Consider the following 25,638-nt stretch of genomic DNA (forward strand, 5'->3'; position numbering starts at 1 on the left):
GCGCGATGACCTGGCGGGCCGACGTGTCGGGCTGGAGCGAGCGCCTGCGCGGCGTCTTCGGCCGCCGCGGCGACGCCGGCGAGGCGCTGCCGATCCGCGACTGGATCAAGGTCGGCGAGAGCCGGCCTTCGCAGGCCTGGGGCTACGACCGGGCGCTGATCTGGGTCACGCTGTGCATGCTGGCGCTGGGGCTGGTGATGGTGTATTCGGCCTCGGTGGCGATGCCCGACAACCCGAAGTTCGCGCGCTACTCGTCGACCTTCTTCCTCAGCCGCCAGGCGATGTTCATCGCGATCTCGTTCGTCGCCGCGCTGGTGACGCTGCAGATCCCGATCGCGGTCTGGGAGAAATGGGCGCCGTGGCTGTTCGCCGCCTCGCTGGCGATGCTGATCCTGGTCCTGGTGCCGTTCATCGGCAAGGGCGTCAACGGTTCGCGCCGCTGGATCCCGCTGGGCATCATGAACTTCCAGCCCAGCGAGCTGGCCAAACTCTCGATCGCGATGTACGCAGCCAGCTACATGGTGCGCAAGATGGACGTCAAGGAGAACTTCATCAAGGCCGTCTGGCCGATGGCGGTGTCGCTGGCGGTGATCGGCACGCTGCTGCTTGCCGAGCCCGACATGGGCGCGTTCATGGTGATCGCCGCGGTGGCGCTGGGCATCCTGTTCCTGGGCGGCGTCAACGGCCGCATGTTCCTGCTCAGCGTGGCGGTGCTGGTGGGGGCGTTCGTGCTGATGATCGTGTTCAGCGAATTCCGGCGCCAGCGCATCTTCGCCTACCTGGATCCCTGGAACCCGGAATACGCCCAGGGCAAGGCCTACCAGCTGACCCACTCGCTGATCGCCTTCGGCCGCGGCGGCCTGTTCGGCCAGGGGCTGGGCGCGTCGATCGAAAAGCTCAACTACCTGCCCGAGGCGCACACCGACTTCCTGCTCGCGGTGATCGGCGAGGAGCTGGGTTTCGTCACCGTGGTGATCGTGATCGGCGCGTTCTTCTGGCTGACCCGGCGCATCTTCGTCATCGGACGCCAGGCGATCGCACTGGACCGTGTGTTCGCCGGCCTGATGGCGCAAGGCATCGGCATCTGCTTCGGCGGCCAGAGCTTCATCAACATGGGCGTCAACCTGGGCGTGCTGCCGACCAAGGGCCTGACCCTGCCGCTGCTGAGCTACGGTGGCTCAGGCGTGCTGCTGAACCTGGTCGCGCTCGCCATCGTGCTTCGCGTCGATCACGAAAACAGGCAGCTCATGCGAGGAGGCCGAGCATGATCGCCGCCGGGCCGCTCCCAAGGCGATCGCTCCCCCTCGGGGGGGCCGGCGCGCAGCGCCGTTGGGGGCCGACATGAGCAAGCACCTCGTGATCATGGCGGCGGGCACCGGCGGGCATGTGATCCCCGGCCTGGCGGTGGCGCGCGAGATGCAGTCGCGTGGCTGGAGCGTCACCTGGCTGGGCACCGCGGGCGGCATGGAGAACCGCCTGGTGCCTCCCACCGGCATCGCGATGGACACGCTGGCGTTTTCGGGCCTGCGCGGCAAAGGGCCGGGCCACGCGCTGGCCGGCGGCTTCAAGCTGCTCAAGGCCTTCTGGGATTCGGCCCGCATCCTGCGCCGCCGCTCGGCCGACGTGGTGCTGGGCATGGGTGGCTACGTGTGCTTTCCCGGCGGCTTGATGGCCTGGCTGCGCCGCACGCCGCTGATGCTGGTCAACGCCGACGCCGCCTTGCTGATGAGCAACAAGGCCTTGCTGCCGATGGCCGCGCGGGTGGCCTTCGGCTTCGACGGCCCGGACGTGGCCGCCGTCCGCCAGGCCCTGGTGACCGGCAATCCGGTGCGTGCCGAGATCGAGGCGCTGCCCGCACCGGACCAGCGCTTCGCCGGCCGCAGCGGTCCGCTGCGGGTGCTGGTGGTGGGTGGCAGCCTGGGTGCGAAGGTGCTCAACGAAACGATGCCGGCAGCGCTGGCCCACCTGCCGGCCGAGGCGCGTCCACAGGTCACGCACCAGACCGGCATGGCCCACCTGGACAGCGTGCGCGCCTGCTACGCCACGCTGAACCTGCACGCCGAGGTGCTGCCCTTCATCGACAACATGGACCAGCGCCTGGCCGAATGCGACCTGATCGTCTGCCGCGCCGGTGCGATCACGGTCAGCGAGCTGTGCGCGGCCGGCGTGGCCAGCGTGCTGGTGCCGCTGGTGGTGTCGACCACCTCGCACCAGCGCGACAACGCTGCCTGGATGGCCGAGCGGGGCGCCGCCATCCACCTGCCGCAGACCGAACTGGGCCCGCAGGCGCTGGCCAACCTGCTGCACAGCCTGACGCGCGAGCGCCTGCTGGCGATGGCCACCGCGGCGCGCGCGCTGGCCCAACCGCGGGCCGCCGCCAAGGTGGCCGATGAACTCGAAAGGCTGGTGAGGCCCTCATGAAACACGCGGTCAAGCACATCCACTTCGTCGGCGTGGGCGGTGCCGGCATGAGCGGCATTGCCGAGATCCTGCACAACCTGGGCTACGCGGTGTCGGGCTCGGACCAGGCCGACAGCGCCACCACGCGCCGCCTGGCCGGGCTGGGCATCCGCATCCACCAAGGGCACGACGCGGCCCACATCGCCGGCGCCGAGGCGGTGGTGACCTCGACCGCGGTCAAGGGCGACAACCCCGAGGTGATCGCCGCGCGCGCCCACCGCGTGCCGGTGGTGCCGCGGGCCGTGATGCTGGCCGAGCTGATGCGGCTGCGCAAGGGCATCGCGATCGCCGGCACCCATGGCAAGACCACCACCACCTCGCTGGTCACCAGCGTGCTGGCCGAGGCCGGGCTGGACCCGACCTTCGTCATCGGCGGCAAGCTCAATTCGGCCGGCGCCAATTCGGCGCTGGGCGCGGGCGAGTTCATCGTCGTCGAGGCCGACGAGTCGGATGCGTCGTTCCTGAACCTGATGCCGGTGCTGAGCGTGGTCACCAACATCGACGCCGACCACATGGACACCTACGGCCACGACTTCGCGCGGCTGAAGGGCGCCTTCGTCGAGTTCCTGCACCGCATGCCGTTCTACGGCGCGGCCATTCTGTGCGGCGACGACCCGGGCGTGAAAAGCGTGATCCCGATGATCTCGCGACCGGTGGTCACCTACGGCCTGGGCGAGGACGTGCAGGTGCGCGCCGTCCAGGTCACCGCGCTCGAGGGCGGACAGATGCGCTTCATCTGCCAGCGCCGCAACGGCGTGGTGATGCCCGACCTGGAGATCACGCTGAACCTGCCGGGCGAGCACAACGTGCGCAACGCGCTGGCGGCGATCGCGGTGGCGACCGAGCTGGAACTGCCCGACGCGCCCATCGTCGCCGCGCTGGCCCAATTCAGCGGCGTCGGCCGACGCTTCCAGCGCTATGGCGATCTTCCCGTCGTCGGAGCGGCAACGCCACCGTCGCAAGGTCGCTCCGAAGGCGGCGGCCGGGGCGCCACGTTCACGCTGATCGACGACTATGGCCACCATCCGGTCGAGATGGCCGCGGTGATCGCAGCGGCGCGCGGTGCCTTTCCGGGGCGGCGTTTGGTGCTGGCCTTCCAGCCGCACCGCTACACCCGCACCCGCGACTGCTTCGAGGATTTCGTCAAGGTGATGGGCCAGGCCGACGCGGTGCTGCTGACCGAGGTCTACGCGGCCGGCGAGGCGCCGATCGTCGCGGCCGACGGCCGTTCGCTGGCGCGGGCCTTGCGGGTCGCCGGCAAGACCGACCCGGTGTTCGTCGACGATGTGGCGCTGCTGCCGCGGCAGATCCTCGATTTCGCCCAGCCGGGCGACGTGGTGATCGCGATGGGCGCGGGCTCGATCGGCGCGGTGGCGGCCAAGGTGGTCGAACTGAGCGGAGGAGGGGCGGCATGAGCGGGGCGATCGACGTGAAGGCGCTGGGCCGCGTGGCGGTGCTGATGGGCGGCTCGTCCGCCGAACGGCCGGTCTCGCTGATGTCGGGCCAGGGCGTGCTGGACGCGCTGCGCAGCCAGGGCGTGGATGCCCATGCCTTCGACCCCGCCGAGCGCGATCTCGAAGCCCTCAAGCGCGATGGCTACGCGCGCTGCTTCATCGCGCTGCACGGCCGCCACGGCGAGGACGGCACGGTCCAGGGTGCGCTGGAGCTGCTGGGCATCCCCTACACCGGCTCCGGCGTGATGGCGTCGGCGATCGCGATGGACAAGGTCATGACCAAGCGGGTCTGGTCGCACGAAGGCCTGCCCACGCCGAAATGGCAGTTGCTGGGCAAGGGCCGGCACGGGCGCGAGCACAGCCGGGAGGTGCCCGACACCTTGGGGCTGCCGCTGATCGTCAAGCCGGCGCGCGAGGGGTCTTCGTTCGGTGTCTCCAAGGTCACGGGGTATTCCGGGATGATGGACGCGGTGACTCTCGCGGCACAATACGACTCCGACGTGCTCTGCGAAGAATTCATCGACGGCGAAGAGGTGACCTGCCCGGTCCTGGGAGACGCCGACGCCGCCGTCGCTTTGCCGGTGATCCGCATCCAGGCGCCTGGCGGCAACTACGACTTCGAGCACAAGTACATCTCCAACGACACCTGCTATCTGTGCCCGAGCGGCCTGCCCGAGGCCGAGGAGCGCGAGATCCAGCGTCTGGTCGTCGAAGCCTACCGCCTGCTGGGCTGCCGTGGCTGGGGTCGCGCCGACCTGATGATCCGCGCCTCGGACCGCAAGCCCTTCCTGCTGGAGATGAACACCTCGCCGGGGATGACCAGCCATTCGCTGGTGCCCAAGTCGGCGGCCTGCGCCGGCATCAGCTACGAGCAGCTGTGCCTGCAACTGCTGGCCGGCGCCACGCTGGATTCGACCGTGAGCCGGGAGGCCTGAACCATGGCTGCCGCCACGTTGCCGCCCGACGTTCGCCTGATGAACGCCACCGCCTCGCTGGCCTTGCTGCTGGCGGCCGGGCTGTTGCTGGCACTGGGGGCCCACTGGCTGGCGCGCCAGCCGATGTTCACGCTGCGCCAGATCCGACTGGAAGGTGATGTCTCGCACAACAACGCGGCCACGGTGCGCGCCAACGTGGCGCCGCGCCTGGCCGGCAATTTCTTCACGCTGGACCTGCAGTCGGCCCGCGAGGCCTTCGAGGCCGTGCCCTGGGTGCGCCACGCGGTGGTGCGCAAGGTCTGGCCGAACCGGTTGGTGGTGCAGCTCGAAGAGCACAAGCCGGTGGCGGTCTGGAAGGGCGACGAGGGCGATGACCGGCTGGTCAACTCCTTCGGCGAGGTGTTCGACGCCAACCTCGGCGACGTCGACGAAGACCAGTTGCCGGACTTCAGCGGCGCCGAATCGGCCGCGCCGCAGATCCTGGCGATGTACCGCCGCCTGGTGCCGGCGTTCAGCCCGTTGGGCGTCGAGCCCACCGCGCTCACCGAGTCGGTGCGTGGTTCGTGGCAGGTGCAGCTGGACGACGGCGCCGAGGTCGAGCTCGGCCGCGGCAGCGACGACGAGGTGCTGGCCCGCACCGCCCGCTTCGTGCGCACCGTGACCCAGGTCACCGGCGGCAATCGCCACCCGTTCGCATACGCCGACCTGCGGCACGCCGACGGCTACGCCGTGCGGCTGCAGGACGGTTCCGGCGCCCCGTCCGCGGCGCCCGCGGCCAAGCATTGAGATCAAGGAAGCAACGTGGCCAAAGACTACAAGGACCTCGTCGTCGGACTCGACATCGGCACCGCCAAGGTGATGGCGGTGGTGGCCGAGGTCGTCGGCGGCGAGCTGCGGGTGGCGGGGCTGGGGGTGTCGTCGTCGCATGGCCTGAAGCGCGGCGTGGTGGTCAACATCGACGCGACGGTGCAAAGCATCCAGCAGGCGCTGAAGGAGGCCGAGATGATGGCCGCCTGCAAGATCACCAGCGTCTACACCGGCATCACCGGCAGCCACATCCGCGGCCAGAACTCGACCGGCATGGTGATCGTGCGCGACAACCGCGAGGTCACGCCGGTGGACGTGGCGCGGGTGATCGAGACCGCCAAGGCGATCAACATTCCGAACGACCAGCGCCTGCTGCTGGTCGAGTCGCAGGAGTTCGTGATCGACGGCCACGAGGTCAAGGAGCCGATCGGCATGAGCGGCAGCCGGCTGGAGGTCAAGGTCCACATCGCCACCGGCGCGCAGAGCGCGGCCGAGAACATCGTCAAGTGTGTGCGCCGCTGCGGGCTGGAAGTCGAGCAGCTGGCGCTGAGCCCGACAGCCTCGGCCGCCGCGGTGCTGACCGACGACGAGAAGGACCTGGGCGTGGCCGTGGTGGACATCGGCGCCGGCACCACCGACGTGTCGATCTTCACCGGCGGCTCGATCCGCCACACCGCGGTGATCCCGATCGCCGGCGACCTGATCACCAGCGACATCGCGATGGCGCTGCGCACGCCCACCAAGGACGCCGAGGAGATCAAGGTCGAGTACGGCGTCGCCAAGCAGATGCTGGCCGACCCGAACGAACAGGTCGAGGTGCCGGGCCTGGGCGACCGCGCGCCGCGCATGCTCAGCCGCCAGGCGCTGGCCGGCGTGATCGAGCCGCGGGTCGAGGAGATCTACTCGCTGGTGCACCAGGTGATCCGCGAATCGGGCTACGAGGAGCTGCTGTCCTCGGGCATCGTGATCACCGGCGGCACGGCGGTGATGCCGGGCATGGTCGAGCTGGGCGAGGACATCTTCCTCAAGCCGGTCCGCAAGGGCCTGCCGACCTATTCCGGTCCGTTGTTCGACATGGTGGCCAACCCGCGTTCGGCCACGGTGATGGGGCTGCTCGAAGAGGCCCGGCTGGCCCACACGCGGGGCCACAAGGCCGCGCAGCAGGCCGGTTCGGTGAAGACGATGTTCGGCAAGGCGCGGGATTGGTTTCTGGGTAATTTCTGATTCAGGCACGACGACAAGGGGCGCACCAAGGCCTCGGGATTTTTGGTTTCAACACACACGGCAACTGCAACTAGCGACGGAGGTTCCACATGGCCATCGAAATGATCGAAGAATTTGACCAGGGCACGCAAATCAAGGTGATCGGCGTGGGCGGCGGCGGCGGCAACGCGGTCGACCACATGATTGCGCAGGGCGTGCAGGGGGTGGAGTTCATCGTCGCCAACACCGACGCCCAGGCGCTCAACCGCAGCGCCGCGGCGCAACTGGTGCAGCTGGGCGCGACCGGCCTGGGCGCGGGCTCCAAGCCCGACGTCGGCAAGTCGGCGGCCGAGGAAGCCGAAGGCCGCATCCGCCAGGCGATCGACGGTGCGCACATGCTGTTCATCACCGCCGGCATGGGCGGCGGCACCGGCACCGGGGCGGCGCCGGTGATCGCCCGCGTGGCCAAGGAAATGGGCATCCTGACCGTCGGCGTCGTGACCAAGCCGTTCGAGTTCGAGGGCAACCGCCGCGGCAAGCAGGCCGACCTGGGCGTGTCGGAGCTGGAAGCGAATGTCGATTCGCTGATCGTGGTGCTGAACGAGAAGCTGCTGGAAGTGCTGGGCGACGACGTCACGCAGGACCAGGCCTTCGCGCACGCCAACGACGTGCTGAAGAACGCGGTCGGCGGCATCAGCGACATCATCCACATCCCCGGCCTGGTCAACGTCGACTTCGAGGACGTCAAGACCGTGATGAGCGAGCCCGGCAAGGCGATGATGGGCACGGCGATCGCCAGCGGCCCGGACCGCGCCACCAAGGCCGCCGACGCGGCCGTGGCCTGCCCGCTGCTGGAGGGCATCGACCTGTCCGGCGCGCGCGGCGTGCTGGTGCTGATCGCCGCGGCGCGCTCGACCTTCAAGCTGGCCGAGAGCAAGAACGCGATGAACACGATCCGGCGCTACGCGGCCGAAGATGCCCATGTGATCTACGGTACCGCCTACGACGACACGCTGGGCGACCAGCTCCGCGTCACCGTGATCGCCACCGGCCTGTCGTCGGCCTCGCGCCGGGTCCAGGCGCCGCTGACCGTGGTGCAGACCACGCCGATGCTGCGCACCGGCACCGACAACCTACCGATGCTGAACACGCCGGTCGGCGCCAGCGCCGCGCCGACGCTGGGCGGCATGGCCCACCAGGCCACCGACTACGGCCAGCTCGCCACGCCCAGCGTCTGGCGCACCGGCCGCACACAGGCGGCGGCCAAGGTCGAGGCGCTGAGCTCGAACGGCATGGACGAGATCGAGATCCCGGCCTTCCTGCGCAAGCAGGCCGACTGATCCCGCACGGGCGGTCCGTCCGCTGCGGACGGACCGCCCGCGGCCGGCGAGGACCGCGGACTTCGCCGACAATCGGCCGTCCATGCTGAAGCAACGCACGATCAAGTCCCTGACCCGCGCCGTCGGCGTGGGGCTGCACAGTGGCCAGCGGGTCGAGATGACCTTGCGCCCGGCGCCGCCCGACACCGGCATCGTGTTCCGCCGGGTCGATCTGCCGGTGCCGGTGGAGATCCCGGTGCGGGTCGATTCGGTCAGCGACACCCGCATGGCCTCGACCATCTCGGCCGGCGGCGACCCGGGCGCGCCCAAGGTCCAGACCATCGAGCACCTGATGTCGGCCTGTGCCGGCCTGGGGTTGGACAACCTGATCATCGACATCACTGCCGACGAGGTGCCCATCCTCGACGGCTCGTCGGCGAGCTTCGTCTTCCTGCTGCAGAGCGCCGGCATCGACTTGCAGGACGCCCCCAAGCGCTTCCTGCGGGTCAGGAAGACCATCGAGCTGCGTGAAGGCGAGGGCGAGCGGCTGATGTGGGCCCGGCTCGAGCCGCACCACGGCTACACGCTGACCTTCGAGATCGACTTCAACCACCCCGCGCTCGACGCCACCGGCCAGCAGGTGAGCTTCGACATGGGGCAGGGCAACTACAAGCAGCAGATCGCGCGGGCGCGGACCTTCGGCTTCACCCGCGACGTCGAGGCGATGCGCTCGCGCGGGCTGACGCTGGGCGGCAGCATGGACAACGCGATCGTGATCGACGACGTGCGGGTGCTCAACAGCGAGGGCCTGCGCTACGACGACGAGTTCGCCAAACACAAGATCCTCGACGCGATCGGCGACCTCTATGTCGCCGGCCACCCCTTGCTGGCGGCCTACACCTCGTTCAAGGGCGGCCACGCGCTGAACAACAAGCTGCTGCGCAAGCTGATGGCCGACCCGAGCGCGTGGGAGCTGGTCAGCTTCGACGACGAGTCGCTCGCGCCGGCCGGCTTCGCCGCGCTGGCGCCGGCCTGGTGAGCGTCGTGGCCGGCGGCACGCTGACCGACCTGGGGGGGTGGCTGCGATGATGCTGTTTCGCCTGATCATCGGCCTGCTGTTGCTGGCCGGCCTGCTGTGCCTGGCGGCCTATGTCGCGACGCGCGACCCGCGCTGGCGCCGGCGCGGCCAGGTGATCATCCGCTGGACGGTGATCGCCAGCCTCGGCTTGCTGGCGGTGCTGCTGCTGGAACGCCTGCCGCTGCTGCTGTGAGCCGGCCGGCCGCCGCCGAGGCGCCGCGCCGGACGGTACCATCGCCGCCATGACACGCGTCTTGGGCATCGACCCCGGCCTGATGTGCACCGGCTTCGGCGTCGTCGAACAGCAGGGCGCCGAGCTGCACTACATCGCCAGCGGCACCATCCGCACCACCTCCGGCGTGGCCCAGGGCGACCTGCCGGGGCGGCTGAAGATCATCTTCGACGGCGTGCGCGAGGTGGCGGAGCGCTACCAGCCCACCGAGGCCTCGTGCGAGATCGTCTTCGTCAACGTCAACCCGCAGAGCACGCTGCTGCTCGGGCAGGCGCGCGGGGCCGCGCTCACCGCCCTGGTGACGGCGGGGCTGAAGGTGTCGGAGTACACCGCGCTGCAGATGAAGAAATCCGTGGTCGGCCATGGTCATGCCAGCAAGGATCAGGTGCAGGCCATGGTGATGCGGCTGCTGTCGCTGCCGGGGCTGCCCGGCAAGGACGCGGCCGACGCGCTGGGCATCGCGATCACCCACGCCCATGCCGGTGGCTCGTTCGCCGCGATGGCCCAGGCCACCCAGCTCAACCGTCGCACGCATGCCCAGTTCAAGGGCGGCCGAACCTACTGAACCCCGGGGCGGCGCACGCGCCGCCCTCCCTTGACCTCGAAGGATCTCGATGATGACGACCCCCGTGCACACCGCTTGGATGTCTCTGGCCGATGGCGACGGCGCGAACGCCTACGACGGTTACCTGGCCTTGCCGCCGGCCGGGCGCGGCCCGGGCCTGCTGCTGCTGCAGGAGATCTTCGGCGTCAACCGCCACATCCGCGCGGTGGCCGAGCAGTACGCGCTGGACGGCTTCGTGGTGCTGGCGCCCGATCTGTTCTGGCGCGACGCGCAGCGCGTCGATCTGGCCTACGACGGGGCCGACCGCGAGCGCGCCTATGGCTTGATGAAGAGCCTGCAGCCGCAGGCCGTCGCGGCCGACGTGCAGGCGGCGGTGGCGGCGTTGCGCCGGCACCCGGCGGTCACCGGCCAGGTCGGCGCGATCGGCTACTGCATGGGCGGCCGGCTGGCTTTCTCGGCCGCCGCGCAGGGCGGGGTCGACGCCGCGGTGGCCTATTACGGCGGCGGCATCCACACCCAGCTGGAACTGGCCTCGCAGATCGCCTGCCCGCTGCAATTGCACTTCGCCGAGCGCGACGATCACATCCCGATGAGCGCAGTCGAGCAGGTGCGCGCCGCGGTCGCCGGCCTGCGCGCCGAGGTGCATGTCTACCCCGGCGCGCTGCACGGCTTCAACTGCTGGGACCGCAGCGCCTACCACGCCGCCAGCGCCGCGCTGGCCCACGGGCGCAGTCTGCAGTTCCTGGCACAGCTGTTCTGATCGTCCCGGGGCGTCAGGCCACCGGCTCCATCAGCATCAGGCCGGAGGCCGTGTTCGAGATCGGGATGTGGTAGTTCTGGTGCAGGCACCTGACCTGGCGGCCCAGCGCCGCCCGGGTGGCCAGCCACATCAGCAGCTCGACCCCCTGGGTGCCGGCCTTTTCCACCAGTTCCAGGCTGCTGAAGCGGGTGGCCCAGGTCGGGTCGTGCAGCAGGCTTTCCATGAACTGCAGGTCGAAGTCCTTGTTGATGAAGCCAGCGCGCTCGCCGTCGAGCTGGTGGCTGAGGCCACCGGTGCCCAGCACGGCGACGCGGGCATCGCTGTCCCACGATGCCACGGCATCGCCGATCGCCTCGCCCAGCGCATAGCAGCGCTTGGCCGAGGGCAGCGGGAACTGCACGGTGTTGATGCAGACCGGCACCACCTTCACCGGCCACTTCTGGTCGGGCCACAGCAGCGCCATCGGCAGCGTGAAGGCGTGATCCACCACCATCTCCTGGCAGGTGGTGATGTCGAACTCGTGCTCGACCAGGTGGTTGATCAGATGCCAGGACAGGTCTTGCTCGCCCTGGAAGGCCGGCACCGTCGGGATGCCCCAGCCCTCGTCGGCGTTCGTGTAACCGGGCGCGGCGCCGACCGAGAAGGTCGGCATCTTGTCGAGGAAGAAGTTCAGGCCGTGGTCGTTGTAGAGCACGACGACGACGTCGGGCTCGTGCTGCGCCAGCCAGCGGTGCACCGGGGCGAAACCGTCGAAGAACGGCTTCCAGTACGGGTCCTGCTGCAGGTTCTTGGCAATCGCGCGGCCGATGGTCGGCACGTGGGAGGTGGTGATGCCACCGATGATCTTGGCCATGTCGTGAGGGTCCTGTGGTTCGGTGCGGGAATCAGCGCGCGTAGGCGGCCAGCTTGGCCTTGAATTCGTCCTTGCTCATGCCGGTCTGCTGGGCGCCGATGTCCTGCATGTCCAGGCCGAAGATGCCGGCGAACTTGGCCAGGTAATAGGCATTGCCGCCGGCGGCGATCAGCTGCAGCACGTTCCTGGCGCGGATGGCCGCGGCCTGCGCTGCGTTCAGGCCGAATTTCTTCATGTAGCCCTCTTCATCGGCCAGGAAGGCTGCGCGGTTGGCAGCCTCGTTGAACGAATAGCACATCTTGTTCAGCGCGTAGCCTTTGATGGCCTGGGTGCCATCGAAGGGCGTGGTGCCGGGAATCTCGGGGGTGCACATGGCGGGTCTCCTGGGCTCGGTGTCGTGGATCGGTGGCGCGCGCCGGTCCGGGGCGCTGCGACGGGGGGCAGTATTGCGAGCCCCACGGCATCGGTAAAGCGGGGCATACTCATCAGATTCATGAGCAATTTCGATCATTTGGATCTCGACGGCCATGGCCTGCAGCTGCTGCTGGCGGTGCACGAGGAGGGGTCGGTCACGCGTGCCGCGCAGCGTCTGGGCGTGACCCAGTCGGCGGTCAGCCACGGGCTGGACAAGCTGCGGGCGATCGTCGGCGACCCGCTGTTCGTCAAGTCGGGCCGCGGCATCGTGGCCACCGCGCAGGCGGGGCTGCTGGCGCGCCGGGCCCGCGGGCTGCTGGACGAGTTGCGCGCCTTCAGCGTCGCGGCGGGGTTCGAGCCGGCGCGGCTCGCCGCCCGCTTCACGATCGCTGCCAACGACTTGCAGCGCGACCTGCTGCTGCCGGCCTTGCTGCGCCGCCTGCGCGAACAGGCCCCCGGCGTCACGCTGCGGGTGATCGCCTCCGGGGCGCCGGAGCCGGCGATGCTGCGCGACGAGGCCTGCCAGCTGATCATCACGCCGCGCCCGCCCGACGGGGCCGACATCCTGCAAAAGCGCTTGTTCGAGGACCATTACCGGGTGTTCTTCGACGCCGGCCAGCGCGCGGCGCCGCGGAGCCGCGCGGCCTATCTGGCTGCCGAGCACGTGACCGTGCTTTACGAACCCCGCCGCGCCCTCGACATCGATCAGTGGCTGGACGGCCAGGGCCTGCAGCGTCGGGTCGTGGCCACGGTGCCAGGCCTGGCCGGCCTCGGCGCGCTGCTTCGAGGCGGGCCCTGGCTGGCGACGGCGCCTTCGCTGCTGGCCGGCGGTGCGCTGCGCGGCCTGGCATCGGCGGCGGTGCCGCTGGCCACGCCGCCGATGCCGATGTACCTGGTTTGGCATCAGCGCCACCACGCCGACCCGGTGCACCGCTGGCTGCGCGGCGAGCTGGAGTCCGTGGTCGCCCCCGCCCTGCGGCAGGCCGGGGGCGTGGTGCGTCCCGATGCCTTGCTTCAGAAACCCGCCTGACCTAAAATTTCCATAGAAACTGTGATCGCCATGTCCGCCGTCCTGCCCCTCGACGCCACGCCGCCACCGGCCGCACCCGCACAGGCCGCGGCGGTGTTGAGCAAGGCCGTCACCCGCGCCGCCGAGCGGCTGGGCCAGCCGCGCGCCTGGCTGGCCCAGGTGCTGGGACTGAGCCCGGCGACGGTCAGCCGCCTGTTCGCAGGTCACTACACGCTGGCGGCCGGCCGCAAGGAGTGGGATTTCGCGTTGCTGTTCGTGCGGGCCTTCCGCTCGCTGGATTCGATCGTCGGGGACGAGGCCACCGCACGGCGCTGGCTGCACAGCCCGAACCTGGCGCTCGGCGGCACGCCGGCCGAGCTGATGACCCGGACCGAGGGCCTGGTGCGTGTCGTCCACTACCTGGACGCCAGCCGCGCTGTCGTCTGAGCGCCGGCCCTGGCGGGCGCGCGCCTGGCGCGTCGTCGAGGCCCAGCACGTGGCCTCGACGATGAAGCTGGTCGACGATCTGGAGGAGCAGGCGTTGCTGGAACGCCTGCTCGACCAGCACAAGCCGCCCCCGCCACCGACGGCCCAGCCCCTGCACTATCTGCTGGCCACGCCGTTTCGTTACCCGCCGCCGCCGGGCGGCTCGCGCTTTCGCGCCGGCACCGACCCGGGGGTCTTCTACGGCGCGCAAACCGTGCGCACGGCCTGTGCCGAGCTGGCGTACTGGCGCTGGAAATTCCTGCACGACGCGGTCGACCTGCAGCGCCTGGAGCCGGTGGCCCACACCGCGTTCGCCGCGGCGCTGGAGGGCCTGGCGATCGATCTGCGCGTGCCGCCGTTGAACCGCGACCAGGCCGCCTGGACCGATCTGCGCGACTACACGGCCACCCAGCGTCTGGCCCGTGTCGCGCGCGAGGCCGGCACCGGCGCGATCGTCTACCGCTCGGTGCGCGATGCGCAGCCGGCCTGGTGCGTGGCCGTGCTGAGCCCCACCGTGTTCGCCCGCAGCGCGCCGGAGCCGGCGATGCAGACCTGGTGGTTGACGGTTCAGCCCGATGCGGTGCTGTGGCGGCGCGACCAGCAAGCGCACCGGGTCGCCGTGCCGCCGGCCTGGCGTCGCTGATGCCCCCTCGGCGGACCTGGCCGCTCAGCGCGCCAGCGCCTGCGCCCGGTAGTCGCGCGGCGACAGGCCGGCGTGGCGCTTGAAGAATCGGCAGAAATAGGCGGGGTCCTCGAAGCCCAGCTCGAAGGCGAGCTTGGACACCGGGGCGGCCACGTGCACCAGCCGCCGGCACGCCTCGCGCGCCAGGCGGGCGTGCAGCAGGGCCTGGGCGGGGAGGCCGGTCTCGGCCCGGACCAGGCGGTTCAGGCGTTCGGTCGACAGGCCCAGGCGCTCGGCGTAGCGCGATACCGGCCAGTGTTCGCGGTAGTGCTGCTCCATCAGCACCACCCAGCGCGTGTACAGCGCCGGCTGGGCGGCGCCGCCGCGCCGTGCCCCGCCTTGCGCTTCGCGCTGCGCGCGCTGGGCCAGCCGCCAGACCAGCGCGCGTGCCAGCCAGCGCGGCACCGGGCCGCCCGCGGGGTCGCCGGCGTCGTCCGCCTGGATGTGCGTCTGCAGGATCTCGAACAGCGCCCGCAGTCGCTGCACCTCGGCGGTGCCGGCGTCCAGCGCCACGCTGCGCGCGCTGGCGAACAGGGTCTGCAGGGCCTCGCCGGCGGCCGCGTCGCCCTCGGCCAGCAAGGCGGCGTTGAGCGTCAGCACATGGCCGTCGCAACCCGGCGAGAAACGGAAGGCGTGCGCGACGCCGGGCGGGATGACCAGCATCGCCGGGCCTTGCGCCACGACGCGAGATTCGTCCAACATCGCATCCACTTCGCCGGCTTGCAGCCACAGCACTTGGTGCAAACCCTGATGCACGTGGGCGTCGATCTCCCAGTCGTACAGGCGGCTGCGCGAATCGATCGATTCGATGTGCAGCAACGAGGCGCCGGGCGCGCCGGCCTCGCCGTAGAGGGCGAACGCGGGCAGGCTGCCGCGGCCTGCGGCGGCGCGGCGGCGGGGCGCGGGGCGGGAGGGGCCGGGCATGTCAGGCAATGTACGTCAAAAGTGCAAGTCAAGTGGGTCCTTTGTCCACTGCGCCGATGGCCCCGCTTGCCCAGAATCCGCTCCCAGGCTGACGCCGGCGCCCCGGCCTGCGAACCGACCCCAGGAGACACGCCATGCCCTTTCATTTCGATCCGTACTCGCCCGCCGTCGACGCCGATCCGTTCCCGTTCTACCAGCGGTTGCGCGACGAGCATCCCTGCTTCTGGAGCGAGGAGGCGCAGATGTGGGTGCTGTCGCGCTACGCCGACATCGTCTCGGCCGGCCAGGACTGGCAGACCTATTCGTCCGCCAGCGGCAACCTGATGACCGAACTGCCGGGGCGCGCCGGAGCGACGCTGGGCAGCTCGGATCCGCCCAAGCACGACCGCCTGCGCGGCCTGATCCAGCATGCCTTCATGAAGCGCAACCTGATGGCGCTGGAAGAGCCGATCCGCGACGTCGCCAGGCAGGTCTTCGGCCCGTTGAAGGGCGTCAAGGCGTTCGATTTCAAGGACGTCTCGTCGCAGTTCACCGTCAAGGTGCTGATGGCCGCGCTGGGCCTGCCGATGGGCGACGAAGCGCTGGTGCCCGAGGCCGAGGTGCGCGAGAACGCGGTGCTGATGGTGCAGAGCGATGCCCGGACCCGGGCCAAGGGCCCCGAGCACATCGCCGCCTACAACTGGATGCAGGCCTACGCCAGCCAGGTCGTCGCGATGCGCCGCGCCGCGCCGCGCAACGACCTGATCAGCAACTTCGCGCTGGCCGAGATCGACGGCGACCGCCTGGACGACCGCGAGGTGCTGCTGACCACCACCACGCTGATCATGGCCGGCGTCGAGTCGCTGGGCGGCTTCATGATGATGTTCGCCTACAACCTCGCGAGCTTCGACGAGGCGCGCCGCGCGGTGGTGGCCCACCCCGAGCTGCTGCCCGACGCGATCGAGGAAAGCCTGCGCTACAACACCTCGGCGCAGCGCTTCCGCCGCCGCCTGATGAAAGATGTCACGCTGCACGGCGAAACCATGAGGGAAGGCGATTTCGTCTGCTTGGCCTACGGCTCGGGCAACCGCGACGAGCGCCAGTATCCCGACCCCGACGTCTACGACATCGCCCGCAAGCCGCGCGGCCACCTCGGCTTCGGCGGCGGCGTGCACGCCTGCCTGGGCACGGCCATCGCCCGTTTGGCGGTGAAGATCGCCTTCGACGAGTTCCACCAGGTGGTGCCCGAGTACCGCCGCGTGGCCGAGCAGCTGCCGTGGATGCCGTCGTCCACCTTCCGCAGTCCGCTGGTGCTGGACCTGGCAGTACAGTGAGCCCCGGCCCGTTCCGCTACTTCTGATCCACCGCTGACTCACCGAATCCCTCATGGCCCACATCACCTACATCGAAGCCCATGGCGCCAGCGTCACCGTCGACGTGCCCGAGGGCTGGAGCCTGATGCAGGCCGCCACCGCCAACGGCGTGGACGGCATCCTCGGCGAATGCGGTGGCTCCTGCGCCTGCGCCACCTGCCATTGCTACGTGGACGACCTGCTGATGGCGGTGCTGCCCGCGCCCCAGGCCGGCGAGCTGGACATGCTGGCCAACGTCGCCGCCGAGCGCCGGCCCAACAGCCGGCTGGCCTGCCAGATCAAGGCCAGCGCGGCGCTGGAAGGCGGCACCGTCCACCTGCCCGAGACGCAGGAATGAGCGCGGCGGCGGCGCAGGTCGTGATCGTCGGTGCCGGCCAGGCCGGCGTGATGACCGCCGAGTCGCTGCGCAGCGGCGGGTTCGACGGCGCCATCACGCTGCTGGGCGACGAGGCGCACGGCCCCTACCACCGCCCGCCGCTGTCCAAGGCCTGGCTGGCTGGCGAGATCTCCGAGCCGCAGCTGGTGATGCGCGCGCCCGAGATGCTGGCCAGGAAGAACATCGACCTGCGCACCGGCGCCCGCGTGGCCGCGATCGACCGCGCGGCCCAGACCCTGACGCTCGCCAGCGGCGAGACCCTGCACTACACCGGCCTGGTGCTGGCCACCGGCGCCTCGCCTCGCACGCTGCCGCTGCCGGGCATGGAGGCGGCCAACGTGCTGCCGCTGCGCTCGCGCGACGACGCCAGCCGCATCGCGGCCGGCCTGGCGCGCTGCGCCGAGCAGGATCTGCCGGTGGTGGTGATCGGCGGCGGCTTCATCGGCCTGGAAGTGGCGGCCACGGCGCGCAAGAAGGGCCTGGCGGTCACCGTGCTGGAAGCCGCGCCGCGCCTGCTCGGGCGCGTGCTGCCGCCGCTGCTCAGCGACTGGTATGCTGAACTGCACCGGGGCCACGGCGTGACCGTGGTGCTGGACGCGCGCATCGCCGCCGTGGAGACGAAAGACGGCCAGGCGCAGGCCCTCCAGATGGCCGATGGCACGCGCCTGCCCTGCGGCCTGGTGGTGCTGGGCGTCGGCGTCGGCGCCAACGACGCGCTGGCGCGCGAGGCCGGCCTGGAATGCGACCGCGGCATCGTCGTCGACGCCTGCGGCCGTACCGCCGATCCGCGGATCGTCGCCGCTGGCGACTGCACCGCGCGCCGCCTGGACGACGGCACGCTGCTGCGGCTGGAGTCGGTCCAGAACGCCACCGAGCAGGCCAAGTCGGCCGCGGCCGCGCTGCTGGGTCAGCCGCGCCCCTTCGTGGCCACGCCCTGGTTCTGGAGCGACCAGTACGACAAGAAGCTGCAGATGGCGGGCCTCTCCGCCGGCGCCGACGCATGGGCCGTTCGTGGTGACATGGGCGGCGACCCGGCCGGCCCGGCGTTCTCGGTCTACCACTTCCGCGCCGGCCGCCTGATCGCCGTGGATTCGGTCAACGCCGCCAAGGACCACCTGCAGGCGCGCAAGCTGCTGGACGCCGGCGTCTCGCCCACGCCGGGGCAGGCGGCCGATCCGGGCTTCGATCTGGCCGCATTGCTGCCGGCGTGACGGCGCCCGCGCCGGCGGGCTCAGAACTCCTCGGTGTCGATCTCGGCCTGGGTGGCGGTGTTGTAGCGCGCGCCATGCACCGTGTGGCGGTTGATCGCCGCGTCCAGCCGCTGCATCTGGGCCGGGCTCAGCATGATGCTCGTGGCGGCGAGGTTGTCTTCCAGGTGGGCGAGGTTCGTGGTGCCGGGGATGGGGATGATGTCGGGCCCGCGCTGCAGCAGCCAGGCCAGCGCGACCTGGGCGACGGTGGCGCCGGCCTCGTCGGCCACGGCCTGCACGGCGGGCAGCAGGGCCAGGTTGGCGGCGTAGTTGGCCGGCGCGAAACGCGGCATGCTGCGGCGGATGTCCTTGGCGTCGAAGCCGCTCACGTCGGTGAGCGTGCCCAGGAAGCCGCGCGCCACCGGGCTGAAGGCGACGAAGGCCACGCCCAGTTCGCGGCAGACGTCGAGCACCGCGATCTCGGGGTTGCGGGTCCACAGCGAGTACTCGGTCTGCAGCGCGGTGATCGGGTGCACCGCGTGGGCGCGGCGCAGCGTGGCGGCCGAGACCTCCGACAGGCCCAGCGTGCGGACCTTGCCTTGCTCCACCAGGCGCGCCATCGCGCCCACCGACTCCTCGATCGGCACCTGCATGTCCAGGCGGTGCAGGTAGTACAGGTCGATCACGTCGGTGCCGAGGTTGCGCAGGCTGTCCTCGCAGTTGCGGCGCAGGGCCTCGGGGCGGCCGTCGATGACGCGCTTCACCCCATCGGGAGACTGCACGCCGGCCATGCCGCCCTTGCTGCACAGCGTGATGTGCCGGCGATGCGGTTTGAGCACCGGGCCCACCAGCCTCTCGTTGGCGCCGAAGCCGTACAGCGCGGCGGTGTCGAACAGCGTGCAGCCCAGATCCAGCGCACGGTGCAGCAGCGCGCGCCCGGCCTCGGGCGACGGCGGCTGGCCATAGGCGTGGCTGAGGTTCATGCAGCCCAGGCCGATGGCGCTGACCTGGAAGGGGCCGAGGGTTCGTGTGAGCATGGGCAAGGTCTCTGAAGGCGCAGCGGCGCCCGCCCGAAGGCGGGCGCCGGCGGGGGGCGATCCGGCGGGCTCAGGCAGCGAGCTGCTGCTCCAGCTGATGCAGCACCTGGTAGCAGGGCAGCACGCTGGCGACGCTGCTGTTGGGCTGGCGGCCTTCGCGGATGGCGGCGAAGAATTCGCGGTCCTGCAACTCGATGCCGTTCATCGACACCGCCACCTGCGAGACGTCGATCTTCTCGTCCTTGCCGGTGTACAAGTCGTCGTAGCGGGCGAGGTAGGTGGCGCTGTCGCCGATGTAGCGGAAGAAGGTGCCCAGCGGGCCGTCGTTGTTGAACGACAGGCTCAGCGTGCAGATCGCGCCGTTGGCGGCCTTGAGCTGGATGCTCATGTCCATCGCGATGCCCAGCGTCGGGTGGATCGGGCCCTGGATCGCGTTGGCCTTGACGATCGGGCTGCTGCATTGGTACGCGAACAGGTCCACCGTGTGCGCGGCGTGGTGCCACAGCAGGTGGTCGGTCCAGCTGCGCGGCTGGCCCAGCGCGTTCATGTTGCTGCGGCGGAAGAAGTAGGTCTGCACATCCATCTGCTGGATGCCGAAGGTGCCGGCCGTGACCTGCTGGTGCACGTACTGGTGGCTGGGGTTGAAGCGGCGGGTGTGGCCGCACATCGCGACCAGGCCGCTGGCCTGCGCCACGCGCGCCACTTCCTCGCCCTCGGCCAGCACGTCGCACAGCGGGATCTCCACCTGCACGTGCTTGCCGGCCTTCAGGCAGGCCAGCGTCTGGCTGGCATGCATCTGCGTCGGGGTGCACAGGATGACCGCGTCCACCTCAGGTCTTGCCAGGCTGTCGGCCAGGTCGGTGGTGACATGGCCGATGCCGTAGCGGGCCGCGACCTCGCGGGTCTTGTCCAGGTCGCGGCTGATCAGCGAGACGACCTCCACGCCCTCGATGTTCCGGATGCCGTCCAGGTGCTTGATGCCGAAGGCGCCGGCGCCGGCCAGCGCGACCTTGATGGGTTTGCTCATGTCAGTGGTTCTCCAGAATCAGATGGCCCACCGCCGTGTTGCTGGCGGGCACATGGTAGAAGCGGTGGCGCACGGTGGGCCTGGGCCCGCCGTTCACGTCGGCCATCGCGCCGCGGGCGATCAGCCACATCACCAGCTCGATGCCTTCGGAGCCGGCCTCGCGCACGTAGTCGATGTGCGGCGTCGCGGCGGCGGCGGCCGGGTCGGCGATCAGCTTGTCCAGCCAGGCGTTGTCCCACTCGCGGTTGATCAGGCCGGCGCGCGCGCCCTGCAGCTGGTGGCTCATGCCGCCGGTGCCCCAGATCTGCACGTTGAGCGGCTGGTCGTAGCTCTCGACGGCCTTGCGGATCGCCTTGCCGAGGTTGAAGCAGCGCTGGCCCGAAGGCACCGGGTACTGCACCACGTTGACCGCGAACGGAATCACCGGGCAGGGCCAGGCCGGGTGCTCGCCGGACGGCTGGCCGCACATCAGCGACAGCGGCACCGTCAGGCCGTGGTCCACGTCCATCTTGTTGACGATGGTGAGATCGAAGTCGTCCTGGATCACGCTTTGCGCGATGTGCGCGGCCAGTTCGGGGTGGCCGACGACCTTGGGCACCGGCCGCGGGCCCCAGCCTTCGTCGGCTGGCGTGAACTCGGCGGCGCAGCCGATCGCGAAGGTCGGGATCATTTCCAGGCTGAACGCGGTGGCGTGGTCGTTGTAGACGAGGAAGATCACGTCGGGCGTGTTCTCCTTCATCCACTGCTTGGAGGGCTCGTAGCCCTTGAACAAGGGTTGCCAGTAGGGCTCGGACGTCTTGCCCAGATCGATGGCCGCGCCGATGGCGGGCACGTGCGAGGTGTAGACGGATGCGGTGATGCGGGCCATGTCAGTCGGGCTTTCGGTGGGCTGCGCCTTGCGGCTGGTTCTGCGGCTGGGCGTCGCCGTTCTCCCCCAGGCGGCGATTGCCCTCGGCGGAGCGGCCGCCGCCCAGCATCATCGCCATGTACTCCTCCTGGGTCATGCCGGTCATGCTGGCGGCCATGTACTGGAAGCTCTTGCCGTCGGTTGCGCCGATCTTGGCCAGGAAGTAGATGTTGCCGCCGGCGGCGATGCAGCGGTTCAGGTCGCGCGCCAGCACCGCCTGCTTCTGCTCTTCGGTCATCGCCCATTCGTCGAGGTAGGCGCGCTCGTCGGCCTTGAAGCGCTCGCGGTTGGCGGCCTTCATCAGGCTCATGCAGAACTGGTTCAGCCAGTAGCCCTTGCGCGACTGCTCGGCGTCGAAGATGGTCGTGCCGGGCACGTCCTGGTAGGGTTTGTCGAGGGCCATGATCGTCCTGTGTCGTCCTGCGAGGGTTCTACGCTTCTTCGGGCCAGTAGAGCTTCATCGGGTTGTCCACCAGCAGCTTGCGCTGCAGTTCCGCGGTGGGTGCGATGTGCGGGATGAAGTCCACCAGCAGGCCGTCGTCGGGCATGTGGTCCTTCAGGTTCGGGTGCGGCCAGTCGGTGCCCCACAGCACGCGGTCGGGGAATTGCTCGACGATGCGGCGCGCGAACGGAACCACGTCGACATAGGCCTGGCGCTCGCCGTTCAATGCCTTGGGCCCGGTCACGCTGAGGCGTTCGGGGCAGCTCACCTTGCTCCACACGTTGGGGTGCTCGCGCATCAAGCGTTCGAACAGGGCGAACTGCGGTCCGTCCAGCGGCAGGCTCACGTCGGGCCGGCCCAAGTGGTCCACCACCACGGTGGTGGGCAGCGCGGTGAAGAAGTCCCACAGCTCGGGCAGGTCCACCGCCTCGAAGTAGATCACCACATGCCAGCCCCACTTCGCGATGCGGCCGGCGATCTCCATCAGCTCGTCCTTGGGCGTGAAGTCGACCAGGCGCTTGACGAAGTTGAAGCGCACGCCGCGCACGCCGGCGTCGTGCATGGCCTGGATCTCGGCGTCGCTGACCGTGCGCCGGACGGTGGCCACGCCGCGCGCCTTGCCGCCGCTGTGGACCAGCGCGTCCACCATCGCCCGGTTGTCGGCGCCGTGGCAGGTGGCCTGCACCACCACGTTGCGGGCGAATCCGAGGTGGTCGCGCAAGGCGTAGAGCTGCTGCTTCGACGCGTCGCAGGGCGTGTACTTGCGCTCGGGCGCATAGGGGAACTCGGCGCCGGGGCCGAAGACGTGGCAGTGCGCGTCGACGGCGCCGGCCGGCAGCGTGAAGCGCGGCTTGGACGGGCCGTCGTACCAGTCCATCCAGCCGGCGGTCTTGGTGAAGTCACCTGTGGTCGGTTTGCTCATGGGGGGCGATCCTCGGGGTTCAGACGGGCCGGCGCATGCCGGTTCAACCGATGTACTTCAGGCCGGCCTTCTCGAGCGGCTCGCGCATCTTGTACATGTCCAGCCCGAGCACGCCCGAGGCCAGCTTGGCGCGCTTCTCGCCCTCGAAGCTCTCGCGCTTGATCGCCGCTTCCAGCGTGGCCACGGCCTTGGCGGCCGGAACGCACACCACGCCGTCGTCGTCGGCGACGATCACGTCGCCCGGCGTCACCCAGGCGCCGGCGCAGACGATGGGGATGTTGACCGAGCCCAGCGTGGCCTTGATCGTGCCCTTGGACGAGATGAACCGGCTCCAGACCGGGAAGTTCATCTCCTTGAGCGTCTTCACGTCGCGCACGCCGGCCTCGATGATCAGGCCGCGCGCCCCGCGGGCCTGGAAGCTGGTGGCCAGCAGGTCGCCGAAGTAGCCGTCGCTGCATTCGGCGGTGACGGTGGCGACCACGATGTCGCCGGGCTGGATCTGCTCGGCGGCCACGTGCATCATCCAGTTGTCGCCCGGCTGCAGCAGCACGGTCACGGCCGTGCCCGACACCTGCACCCCCGTCTGGATGGGCCGCATGTAGGGCTTCATCAGGCCGACGCGGCCCATCGCTTCGTGCACCGTGGCCGAGCCCAGCGCGGCCAGGCCGTCGGCGGCGGCGCGGTCGGCGCGCGGGGTGTTGCGGTAACAGACGCCCAGTTCGTACATGGTTCATGTCTCCTTGAGGGATTACAGGCCCTTGGCCTGGAGGGCCGCGTCCAGACGCGGGAAGACGCGGCGCGCGTTGCCTTCGTAGACCATGAAGCGCTCTTCGTCGCTCAGGTTGGCGGTGGCCGCCACGTAGCGCTTGGTGTCGTCGTAGTAATGGCCGGTCTCGGGGTCGATGCCGCGCACCGCGCCGATCATCTCGCTGGCGAACAGGATGTTCTTCACCGGGATCACCTTGGTCAGCAGGTCGATGCCCGGCTGGTGGTAGACGCAGGTGTCGAAGAAGATGTTGTTCAGCAGATGGTCCTGCAGCAGCGGCTTCTTCAGCTCCTGCGCCAAGCCGCGGAAACGGCCCCAGTGGTAGGGCACCGCGCCGCCGCCGTGCGGGATCAGGAACTTCAGCGTCGGGAAGTCCTTGAACAGGTCGCTGGTCAGGCACTGCATGAAGGCCGTGGTGTCGGCGTTCAGGTAATGCGAGCCGGTGGTGTGGAAGCAGGCGTTGCAGCTGGTGCTGACGTGGATCATCGCCGGGATGTCGTACTCGACCATCTTCTCGTAGATCGGGTACCAGTGCCTGTCGCTGAGCGGCGGCGAGGTCCAGTGGCCGCCCGACGGGTCCGGGTTCAGGTTGATGCCGACATTGCCGTATTGCTCGACGCACTTCACCAGCTCGGGGAGGCAGGTCTTGGGATCGACACCGGGCGATTGCGGCAGCATCGCGGCGGGGATGAAGTGATCCGGGAACAGCTGGCTGACCCGGTAGCACAGCTCGTTGCAGATCGCCGCCCAGGTGCTCGAGGTGTTGAAGTCGCCGATGTGGTGGGCCATGAAGCTGGCACGCGGGCTGAAGATGGTCAGGTCGCTGCCGCGCTCCTTCATCAGTTTCAGCTGGTTCGTCTCGATGGTCTCGCGGATCTCGTCGTCGCTGATCTTCAGCGAGGCGGCGCTGGGCGCCTTGGACGGGTCCTTGAGTCCGGCGATCTGCAGGTCGCGCCAGGCGCCCAGGGCGGCCGGCGCGGTGGTGTAGTGGCCGTGTACGTCGATGATCATCGGGGTCTCCTGAGGAATCGGGGAACGGGACGGGGCGCGGCTCAGGCCGGCTCCATGCCCTGGCGGCGCTTGGCCTCGGCCGTGGCCGGCGAGCGCAGGAAGTCCAGCAGCGCGCGTGCGGCCTCCGGCTGGGTCGTGCCGGCGCACACGCCGGCCGAGAAGGTGGTGGTGATCTGGATCTCCGGCGGCAGCGGGCCGGCGACGGTGATGCCGGGCAGGTCGATCAGCTCGCTGAGCTGCTGCAAGCCCAGCGCCACCTCGCCGCTCGCCACCAGGCTGCCCACCGGCACGCCGGGCGGCGGGGTGACGATGCGGCCCTGCAATTCGCCGGTCAGGCCCCAGCGCTCGAACAGCCGGGCCAGGGCGACGCCGCTGGGACCGGTGGAGTAGCTCAGCTTGCGCGCGCCGCGCACGGCCTGGCGGACGGCTTGTTCCGAGCCCAGGTCCGGCAGCGGATCGCCCGCTCGCACGGCCACCGCCACGCCCGAATGCACCAGGTCCACCTTGCTGCCGGCCAGCACCTGGCCGCTGGCGATCAGCTTGTCGATCGCGTCGGAGGCCAGGATCACCAGGTCGAAGGCCTCGCCGGCCTGGACCCGCCTGGCGGCGTCCACGCCGCCGACCGACTCGATCACGACCTCGACGCCGGTCGCCTGCCGGTAGGCGGCGACCAGCTCGGCCAGCACCTGGCGGGTGGCCATCGATGAAATTCCCTTGATCCCAGTCTTCATATCGGCCCACGAACAGCGTGAGCGGATTCTGGCGAGGCTCCGCCATGCCGACTAGGCAGATGAGCGTCTAGCTGATAGTTCGGATCGGCATCGCCGCGGACGGCCCGCCGCGTTCAGGGCTGCAGCCAGCGCGGCCGGGCGGTGCCGGAAAAACAGGCCCGGCGCTGGCCTTCGCGGCGCAGGTCCAGCCAATCGATGGCCTGCACCCGGGCGGTGACCACGGCGAAGTGCTCGCGGGTGCCCCGCTCCGGCGTCGGGTGCGCGATCTCGGCGCCCGGCGGCAGCGGCGACAGGTAGTCGAAGGTGGCCGGCGTCATCTTCAGCCGGGCCCAGTGCGACGAGACCGCCAGCCCGCTGGTGGCGATCGTCAGGCCGACCGTCAGGCGCAACTGCCAGCCCAGGGCCGGCGACCACATCATCAGCACGCCCTGCGGCCGCAGCGCCATCTGCGCCACCTTGGGCGAGCGCGCGTCGGTGAAGAAGACCAGGTCGCGCTGTTCGACATTCACCTCGCGGATCACGACGCTGCGCGCATCGGCCTCGCCCTCGGCGGTGACGGTGGCCAGCACCGCGGTGCGCCAGGCGTGGCCCTTGTCGCGGGCGGCCTGGGCCAGTTCCTGCCACAGCCGGGCCTCGATCTCCGCCAGCGACGGGGCGGGGTCGGGCGACGGGGTCTGGGCGGCGGCGGAGCTCATC

Annotated in this window: 29 protein-coding genes; 17 read left to right on the forward strand and 12 right to left on the reverse strand. The window is 70.1% G+C overall.

The annotated features are described in order from the left end of the window. Positions 1-5: 5 nt before the first annotated feature. The 11 genes from ftsW (at position 6) to AC0N04_RS08915 (ending at position 10,813) form a co-directional block, all read left to right on the forward strand. On the forward strand, positions 6-1,268 hold the full coding sequence (ftsW, locus tag AC0N04_RS08865) for a putative lipid II flippase FtsW (RefSeq protein ID WP_474282013.1): 1,263 nt from the start codon (positions 6-8) through the stop codon (positions 1,266-1,268). Between the two features lie 73 nt (positions 1,269-1,341). Beyond that, a complete protein-coding gene (gene murG / locus AC0N04_RS08870) occupies positions 1,342-2,421 on the forward strand; it encodes an undecaprenyldiphospho-muramoylpentapeptide beta-N-acetylglucosaminyltransferase (protein WP_474280670.1) in 1,080 nt (359 codons plus the stop codon). Continuing rightward, a complete protein-coding gene (gene murC / locus AC0N04_RS08875) occupies positions 2,418-3,875 on the forward strand; it encodes a UDP-N-acetylmuramate--L-alanine ligase (RefSeq protein ID WP_474280672.1) in 1,458 nt (485 codons plus the stop codon). Before murG ends, murC begins: the two co-directional genes overlap by 4 nt. After that, a complete protein-coding gene (locus AC0N04_RS08880; protein ID WP_474280674.1) occupies positions 3,872-4,849 on the forward strand; it encodes a D-alanine--D-alanine ligase in 978 nt (325 codons plus the stop codon). The genes murC and AC0N04_RS08880 overlap by 4 nt, the downstream gene beginning before the upstream one ends. Before the next feature lie 3 nt (positions 4,850-4,852). Continuing rightward, on the forward strand, positions 4,853-5,635 hold the full coding sequence (locus AC0N04_RS08885; protein ID WP_474280676.1) for a cell division protein FtsQ/DivIB: 783 nt from the start codon (positions 4,853-4,855) through the stop codon (positions 5,633-5,635). A gap of 15 nt (positions 5,636-5,650) precedes the next feature. Then, positions 5,651-6,880, forward strand: a complete 1,230-nt coding sequence (gene ftsA / locus AC0N04_RS08890; RefSeq protein ID WP_474280677.1) for a cell division protein FtsA — start codon at positions 5,651-5,653, stop codon at positions 6,878-6,880. Positions 6,881-6,969: 89 nt separating this feature from the next. Then, on the forward strand, positions 6,970-8,199 hold the full coding sequence (ftsZ, locus tag AC0N04_RS08895) for a cell division protein FtsZ (RefSeq protein ID WP_474280679.1): 1,230 nt from the start codon (positions 6,970-6,972) through the stop codon (positions 8,197-8,199). Between the two features lie 82 nt (positions 8,200-8,281). After that, the gene (gene lpxC / locus AC0N04_RS08900; RefSeq protein WP_474280681.1) at positions 8,282-9,217 is read left to right on the forward strand and encodes a UDP-3-O-acyl-N-acetylglucosamine deacetylase; all 936 of its coding nucleotides are present in this window, start codon (positions 8,282-8,284) and stop codon (positions 9,215-9,217) included. 46 nt (positions 9,218-9,263) lie between these two features. Beyond that, positions 9,264-9,449: a hypothetical protein gene (locus AC0N04_RS08905; RefSeq protein WP_474282015.1), complete on the forward strand. Its 186-nt coding sequence runs from the start codon at positions 9,264-9,266 to the stop codon at positions 9,447-9,449. 49 nt (positions 9,450-9,498) lie between these two features. Further along, the gene (gene ruvC / locus AC0N04_RS08910) at positions 9,499-10,053 is read left to right on the forward strand and encodes a crossover junction endodeoxyribonuclease RuvC (protein WP_474280683.1); all 555 of its coding nucleotides are present in this window, start codon (positions 9,499-9,501) and stop codon (positions 10,051-10,053) included. 52 nt (positions 10,054-10,105) lie between these two features. Then, positions 10,106-10,813 carry a dienelactone hydrolase family protein gene (locus AC0N04_RS08915; protein WP_474280685.1) on the forward strand — a complete coding sequence of 236 codons (708 nt, stop codon included), beginning with the start codon at positions 10,106-10,108 and terminating at the stop codon, positions 10,811-10,813. A gap of 13 nt (positions 10,814-10,826) precedes the next feature. On the opposite strand, the gene AC0N04_RS08920 is transcribed toward AC0N04_RS08915, so the two are convergent. Next, positions 10,827-11,666: a class III extradiol dioxygenase family protein gene (locus AC0N04_RS08920; RefSeq protein WP_474280687.1), complete on the reverse strand. Its 840-nt coding sequence runs from the start codon at positions 11,664-11,666 to the stop codon at positions 10,827-10,829. A gap of 31 nt (positions 11,667-11,697) precedes the next feature. After that, positions 11,698-12,039, reverse strand: a complete 342-nt coding sequence (locus AC0N04_RS08925) for a protocatechuate 4,5-dioxygenase subunit alpha (RefSeq protein WP_474280689.1) — start codon at positions 12,037-12,039, stop codon at positions 11,698-11,700. Positions 12,040-12,159: 120 nt separating this feature from the next. Here AC0N04_RS08925 and AC0N04_RS08930 point away from each other — a divergent pair, with 120 nt between their 5' ends. Genes AC0N04_RS08930 through AC0N04_RS08940 form a run of 3 tightly spaced genes read left to right on the forward strand, consistent with a single transcriptional unit; the run spans position 12,160 to position 14,218 of the window. Then, positions 12,160-13,110, forward strand: a complete 951-nt coding sequence (locus tag AC0N04_RS08930) for a LysR family transcriptional regulator (protein WP_474280691.1) — start codon at positions 12,160-12,162, stop codon at positions 13,108-13,110. A gap of 30 nt (positions 13,111-13,140) precedes the next feature. Further along, a complete protein-coding gene (locus AC0N04_RS08935) occupies positions 13,141-13,536 on the forward strand; it encodes an antitoxin Xre/MbcA/ParS toxin-binding domain-containing protein (protein ID WP_474280693.1) in 396 nt (131 codons plus the stop codon). After that, on the forward strand, positions 13,496-14,218 hold the full coding sequence (locus tag AC0N04_RS08940; RefSeq protein WP_474280695.1) for an RES family NAD+ phosphorylase: 723 nt from the start codon (positions 13,496-13,498) through the stop codon (positions 14,216-14,218). Before AC0N04_RS08935 ends, AC0N04_RS08940 begins: the two co-directional genes overlap by 41 nt. 24 nt (positions 14,219-14,242) lie before the next feature. Here the strand turns inward: AC0N04_RS08940 and AC0N04_RS08945 are convergent, their stop codons facing one another. Next, complete coding sequence (locus AC0N04_RS08945) at positions 14,243-15,181, reverse strand: helix-turn-helix domain-containing protein (protein WP_474280697.1); 939 nt, start codon at positions 15,179-15,181, stop codon at positions 14,243-14,245. A 134-nt stretch (positions 15,182-15,315) separates the two neighbouring features. Here AC0N04_RS08945 and AC0N04_RS08950 point away from each other — a divergent pair, with 134 nt between their 5' ends. The 3 genes from AC0N04_RS08950 to AC0N04_RS08960 are packed head-to-tail and all read left to right on the forward strand — an operon-like array spanning position 15,316 to position 18,120. After that, positions 15,316-16,494 carry a cytochrome P450 gene (locus tag AC0N04_RS08950; RefSeq protein ID WP_474280699.1) on the forward strand — a complete coding sequence of 393 codons (1,179 nt, stop codon included), beginning with the start codon at positions 15,316-15,318 and terminating at the stop codon, positions 16,492-16,494. A 52-nt stretch (positions 16,495-16,546) separates the two neighbouring features. Beyond that, positions 16,547-16,870 carry a 2Fe-2S iron-sulfur cluster-binding protein gene (locus tag AC0N04_RS08955; protein WP_474280701.1) on the forward strand — a complete coding sequence of 108 codons (324 nt, stop codon included), beginning with the start codon at positions 16,547-16,549 and terminating at the stop codon, positions 16,868-16,870. Then, positions 16,867-18,120 (forward strand): NAD(P)/FAD-dependent oxidoreductase, encoded by a 1,254-nt coding sequence (locus AC0N04_RS08960; protein ID WP_474280703.1) that lies wholly within the window; start codon positions 16,867-16,869, stop codon positions 18,118-18,120. Before AC0N04_RS08955 ends, AC0N04_RS08960 begins: the two co-directional genes overlap by 4 nt. A 20-nt stretch (positions 18,121-18,140) precedes the next feature. Here the strand turns inward: AC0N04_RS08960 and AC0N04_RS08965 are convergent, their stop codons facing one another. From AC0N04_RS08965 to AC0N04_RS09005, 9 genes are all read right to left on the reverse strand, one after another. Next, positions 18,141-19,136, reverse strand: a complete 996-nt coding sequence (locus AC0N04_RS08965; RefSeq protein ID WP_474280705.1) for an aldo/keto reductase — start codon at positions 19,134-19,136, stop codon at positions 18,141-18,143. 70 nt (positions 19,137-19,206) lie between these two features. Further along, positions 19,207-20,163, reverse strand: a complete 957-nt coding sequence (locus AC0N04_RS08970; protein WP_474280707.1) for a Gfo/Idh/MocA family oxidoreductase — start codon at positions 20,161-20,163, stop codon at positions 19,207-19,209. Between the two features lies 1 nt (position 20,164). Beyond that, positions 20,165-21,031 carry a class III extradiol dioxygenase subunit beta gene (locus tag AC0N04_RS08975; RefSeq protein ID WP_474280709.1) on the reverse strand — a complete coding sequence of 289 codons (867 nt, stop codon included), beginning with the start codon at positions 21,029-21,031 and terminating at the stop codon, positions 20,165-20,167. Position 21,032: 1 nt separating this feature from the next. After that, on the reverse strand, positions 21,033-21,473 hold the full coding sequence (ligA, locus tag AC0N04_RS08980; protein WP_474280711.1) for a protocatechuate 4,5-dioxygenase subunit alpha: 441 nt from the start codon (positions 21,471-21,473) through the stop codon (positions 21,033-21,035). Between the two features lie 28 nt (positions 21,474-21,501). Then, entirely contained in the window at positions 21,502-22,434 is a 933-nt protein-coding gene (locus AC0N04_RS08985; protein ID WP_474280713.1) for an amidohydrolase family protein, read from the reverse strand. A 43-nt stretch (positions 22,435-22,477) separates the two neighbouring features. Then, positions 22,478-23,161 carry a 4-carboxy-4-hydroxy-2-oxoadipate aldolase/oxaloacetate decarboxylase gene (ligK, locus tag AC0N04_RS08990; RefSeq protein WP_474280715.1) on the reverse strand — a complete coding sequence of 228 codons (684 nt, stop codon included), beginning with the start codon at positions 23,159-23,161 and terminating at the stop codon, positions 22,478-22,480. A gap of 21 nt (positions 23,162-23,182) precedes the next feature. Then, a complete protein-coding gene (locus AC0N04_RS08995) occupies positions 23,183-24,211 on the reverse strand; it encodes an amidohydrolase family protein (protein WP_474280717.1) in 1,029 nt (342 codons plus the stop codon). Positions 24,212-24,252: 41 nt separating this feature from the next. Continuing rightward, the gene (locus AC0N04_RS09000; protein WP_474280719.1) at positions 24,253-24,912 is read right to left on the reverse strand and encodes a substrate-binding domain-containing protein; all 660 of its coding nucleotides are present in this window, start codon (positions 24,910-24,912) and stop codon (positions 24,253-24,255) included. A gap of 143 nt (positions 24,913-25,055) precedes the next feature. Then, on the reverse strand, positions 25,056-25,637 hold the full coding sequence (locus AC0N04_RS09005) for a pyridoxamine 5'-phosphate oxidase (RefSeq protein WP_474280721.1): 582 nt from the start codon (positions 25,635-25,637) through the stop codon (positions 25,056-25,058). Position 25,638: the final 1 nt, after the last annotated feature.

It is taken from the genome of Ideonella sp. sgz306126 (genome assembly GCF_056032705.1).

Bases quoted from the DNA above. Each gene is read 5' to 3' on its own strand.
- AC0N04_RS08920 (WP_474280687.1), bottom strand. From the start codon at position 11,666: ATGGCCAAGATCATCGGTGGCATCACCACCTCCCACGTGCCGACCATC.
- ftsZ (WP_474280679.1), top strand. From the start codon at position 6,970: ATGGCCATCGAAATGATCGAAGAATTTGACCAGGGCACGCAAATCAAG.
- murG (WP_474280670.1), top strand. From the start codon at position 1,342: ATGAGCAAGCACCTCGTGATCATGGCGGCGGGCACCGGCGGGCATGTG.
- ruvC (WP_474280683.1), top strand. From the start codon at position 9,499: ATGACACGCGTCTTGGGCATCGACCCCGGCCTGATGTGCACCGGCTTC.
- murC (WP_474280672.1), top strand. From the start codon at position 2,418: ATGAAACACGCGGTCAAGCACATCCACTTCGTCGGCGTGGGCGGTGCC.
- AC0N04_RS08985 (WP_474280713.1), bottom strand. From the start codon at position 22,434: ATGAGCAAACCGACCACAGGTGACTTCACCAAGACCGCCGGCTGGATG.
- AC0N04_RS08905 (WP_474282015.1), top strand. From the start codon at position 9,264: ATGATGCTGTTTCGCCTGATCATCGGCCTGCTGTTGCTGGCCGGCCTG.
- lpxC (WP_474280681.1), top strand. From the start codon at position 8,282: ATGCTGAAGCAACGCACGATCAAGTCCCTGACCCGCGCCGTCGGCGTG.
- AC0N04_RS08950 (WP_474280699.1), top strand. From the start codon at position 15,316: ATGCCCTTTCATTTCGATCCGTACTCGCCCGCCGTCGACGCCGATCCG.
- AC0N04_RS09000 (WP_474280719.1), bottom strand. From the start codon at position 24,912: ATGGCCACCCGCCAGGTGCTGGCCGAGCTGGTCGCCGCCTACCGGCAG.
- AC0N04_RS08885 (WP_474280676.1), top strand. From the start codon at position 4,853: ATGGCTGCCGCCACGTTGCCGCCCGACGTTCGCCTGATGAACGCCACC.
- AC0N04_RS08965 (WP_474280705.1), bottom strand. From the start codon at position 19,136: ATGCTCACACGAACCCTCGGCCCCTTCCAGGTCAGCGCCATCGGCCTG.
- AC0N04_RS08945 (WP_474280697.1), bottom strand. From the start codon at position 15,181: ATGCCCGGCCCCTCCCGCCCCGCGCCCCGCCGCCGCGCCGCCGCAGGC.
- AC0N04_RS09005 (WP_474280721.1), bottom strand. From the start codon at position 25,637: ATGAGCTCCGCCGCCGCCCAGACCCCGTCGCCCGACCCCGCCCCGTCG.
- AC0N04_RS08970 (WP_474280707.1), bottom strand. From the start codon at position 20,163: ATGAGCAAACCCATCAAGGTCGCGCTGGCCGGCGCCGGCGCCTTCGGC.
- AC0N04_RS08930 (WP_474280691.1), top strand. From the start codon at position 12,160: ATGAGCAATTTCGATCATTTGGATCTCGACGGCCATGGCCTGCAGCTG.
- AC0N04_RS08975 (WP_474280709.1), bottom strand. From the start codon at position 21,031: ATGGCCCGCATCACCGCATCCGTCTACACCTCGCACGTGCCCGCCATC.
- AC0N04_RS08915 (WP_474280685.1), top strand. From the start codon at position 10,106: ATGACGACCCCCGTGCACACCGCTTGGATGTCTCTGGCCGATGGCGAC.
- AC0N04_RS08880 (WP_474280674.1), top strand. From the start codon at position 3,872: ATGAGCGGGGCGATCGACGTGAAGGCGCTGGGCCGCGTGGCGGTGCTG.
- AC0N04_RS08925 (WP_474280689.1), bottom strand. From the start codon at position 12,039: ATGTGCACCCCCGAGATTCCCGGCACCACGCCCTTCGATGGCACCCAG.
- AC0N04_RS08955 (WP_474280701.1), top strand. From the start codon at position 16,547: ATGGCCCACATCACCTACATCGAAGCCCATGGCGCCAGCGTCACCGTC.
- AC0N04_RS08935 (WP_474280693.1), top strand. From the start codon at position 13,141: ATGTCCGCCGTCCTGCCCCTCGACGCCACGCCGCCACCGGCCGCACCC.
- AC0N04_RS08995 (WP_474280717.1), bottom strand. From the start codon at position 24,211: ATGATCATCGACGTACACGGCCACTACACCACCGCGCCGGCCGCCCTG.
- AC0N04_RS08960 (WP_474280703.1), top strand. From the start codon at position 16,867: ATGAGCGCGGCGGCGGCGCAGGTCGTGATCGTCGGTGCCGGCCAGGCC.
- ligK (WP_474280715.1), bottom strand. From the start codon at position 23,161: ATGTACGAACTGGGCGTCTGTTACCGCAACACCCCGCGCGCCGACCGC.
- ligA (WP_474280711.1), bottom strand. From the start codon at position 21,473: ATGGCCCTCGACAAACCCTACCAGGACGTGCCCGGCACGACCATCTTC.
- ftsW (WP_474282013.1), top strand. From the start codon at position 6: ATGACCTGGCGGGCCGACGTGTCGGGCTGGAGCGAGCGCCTGCGCGGC.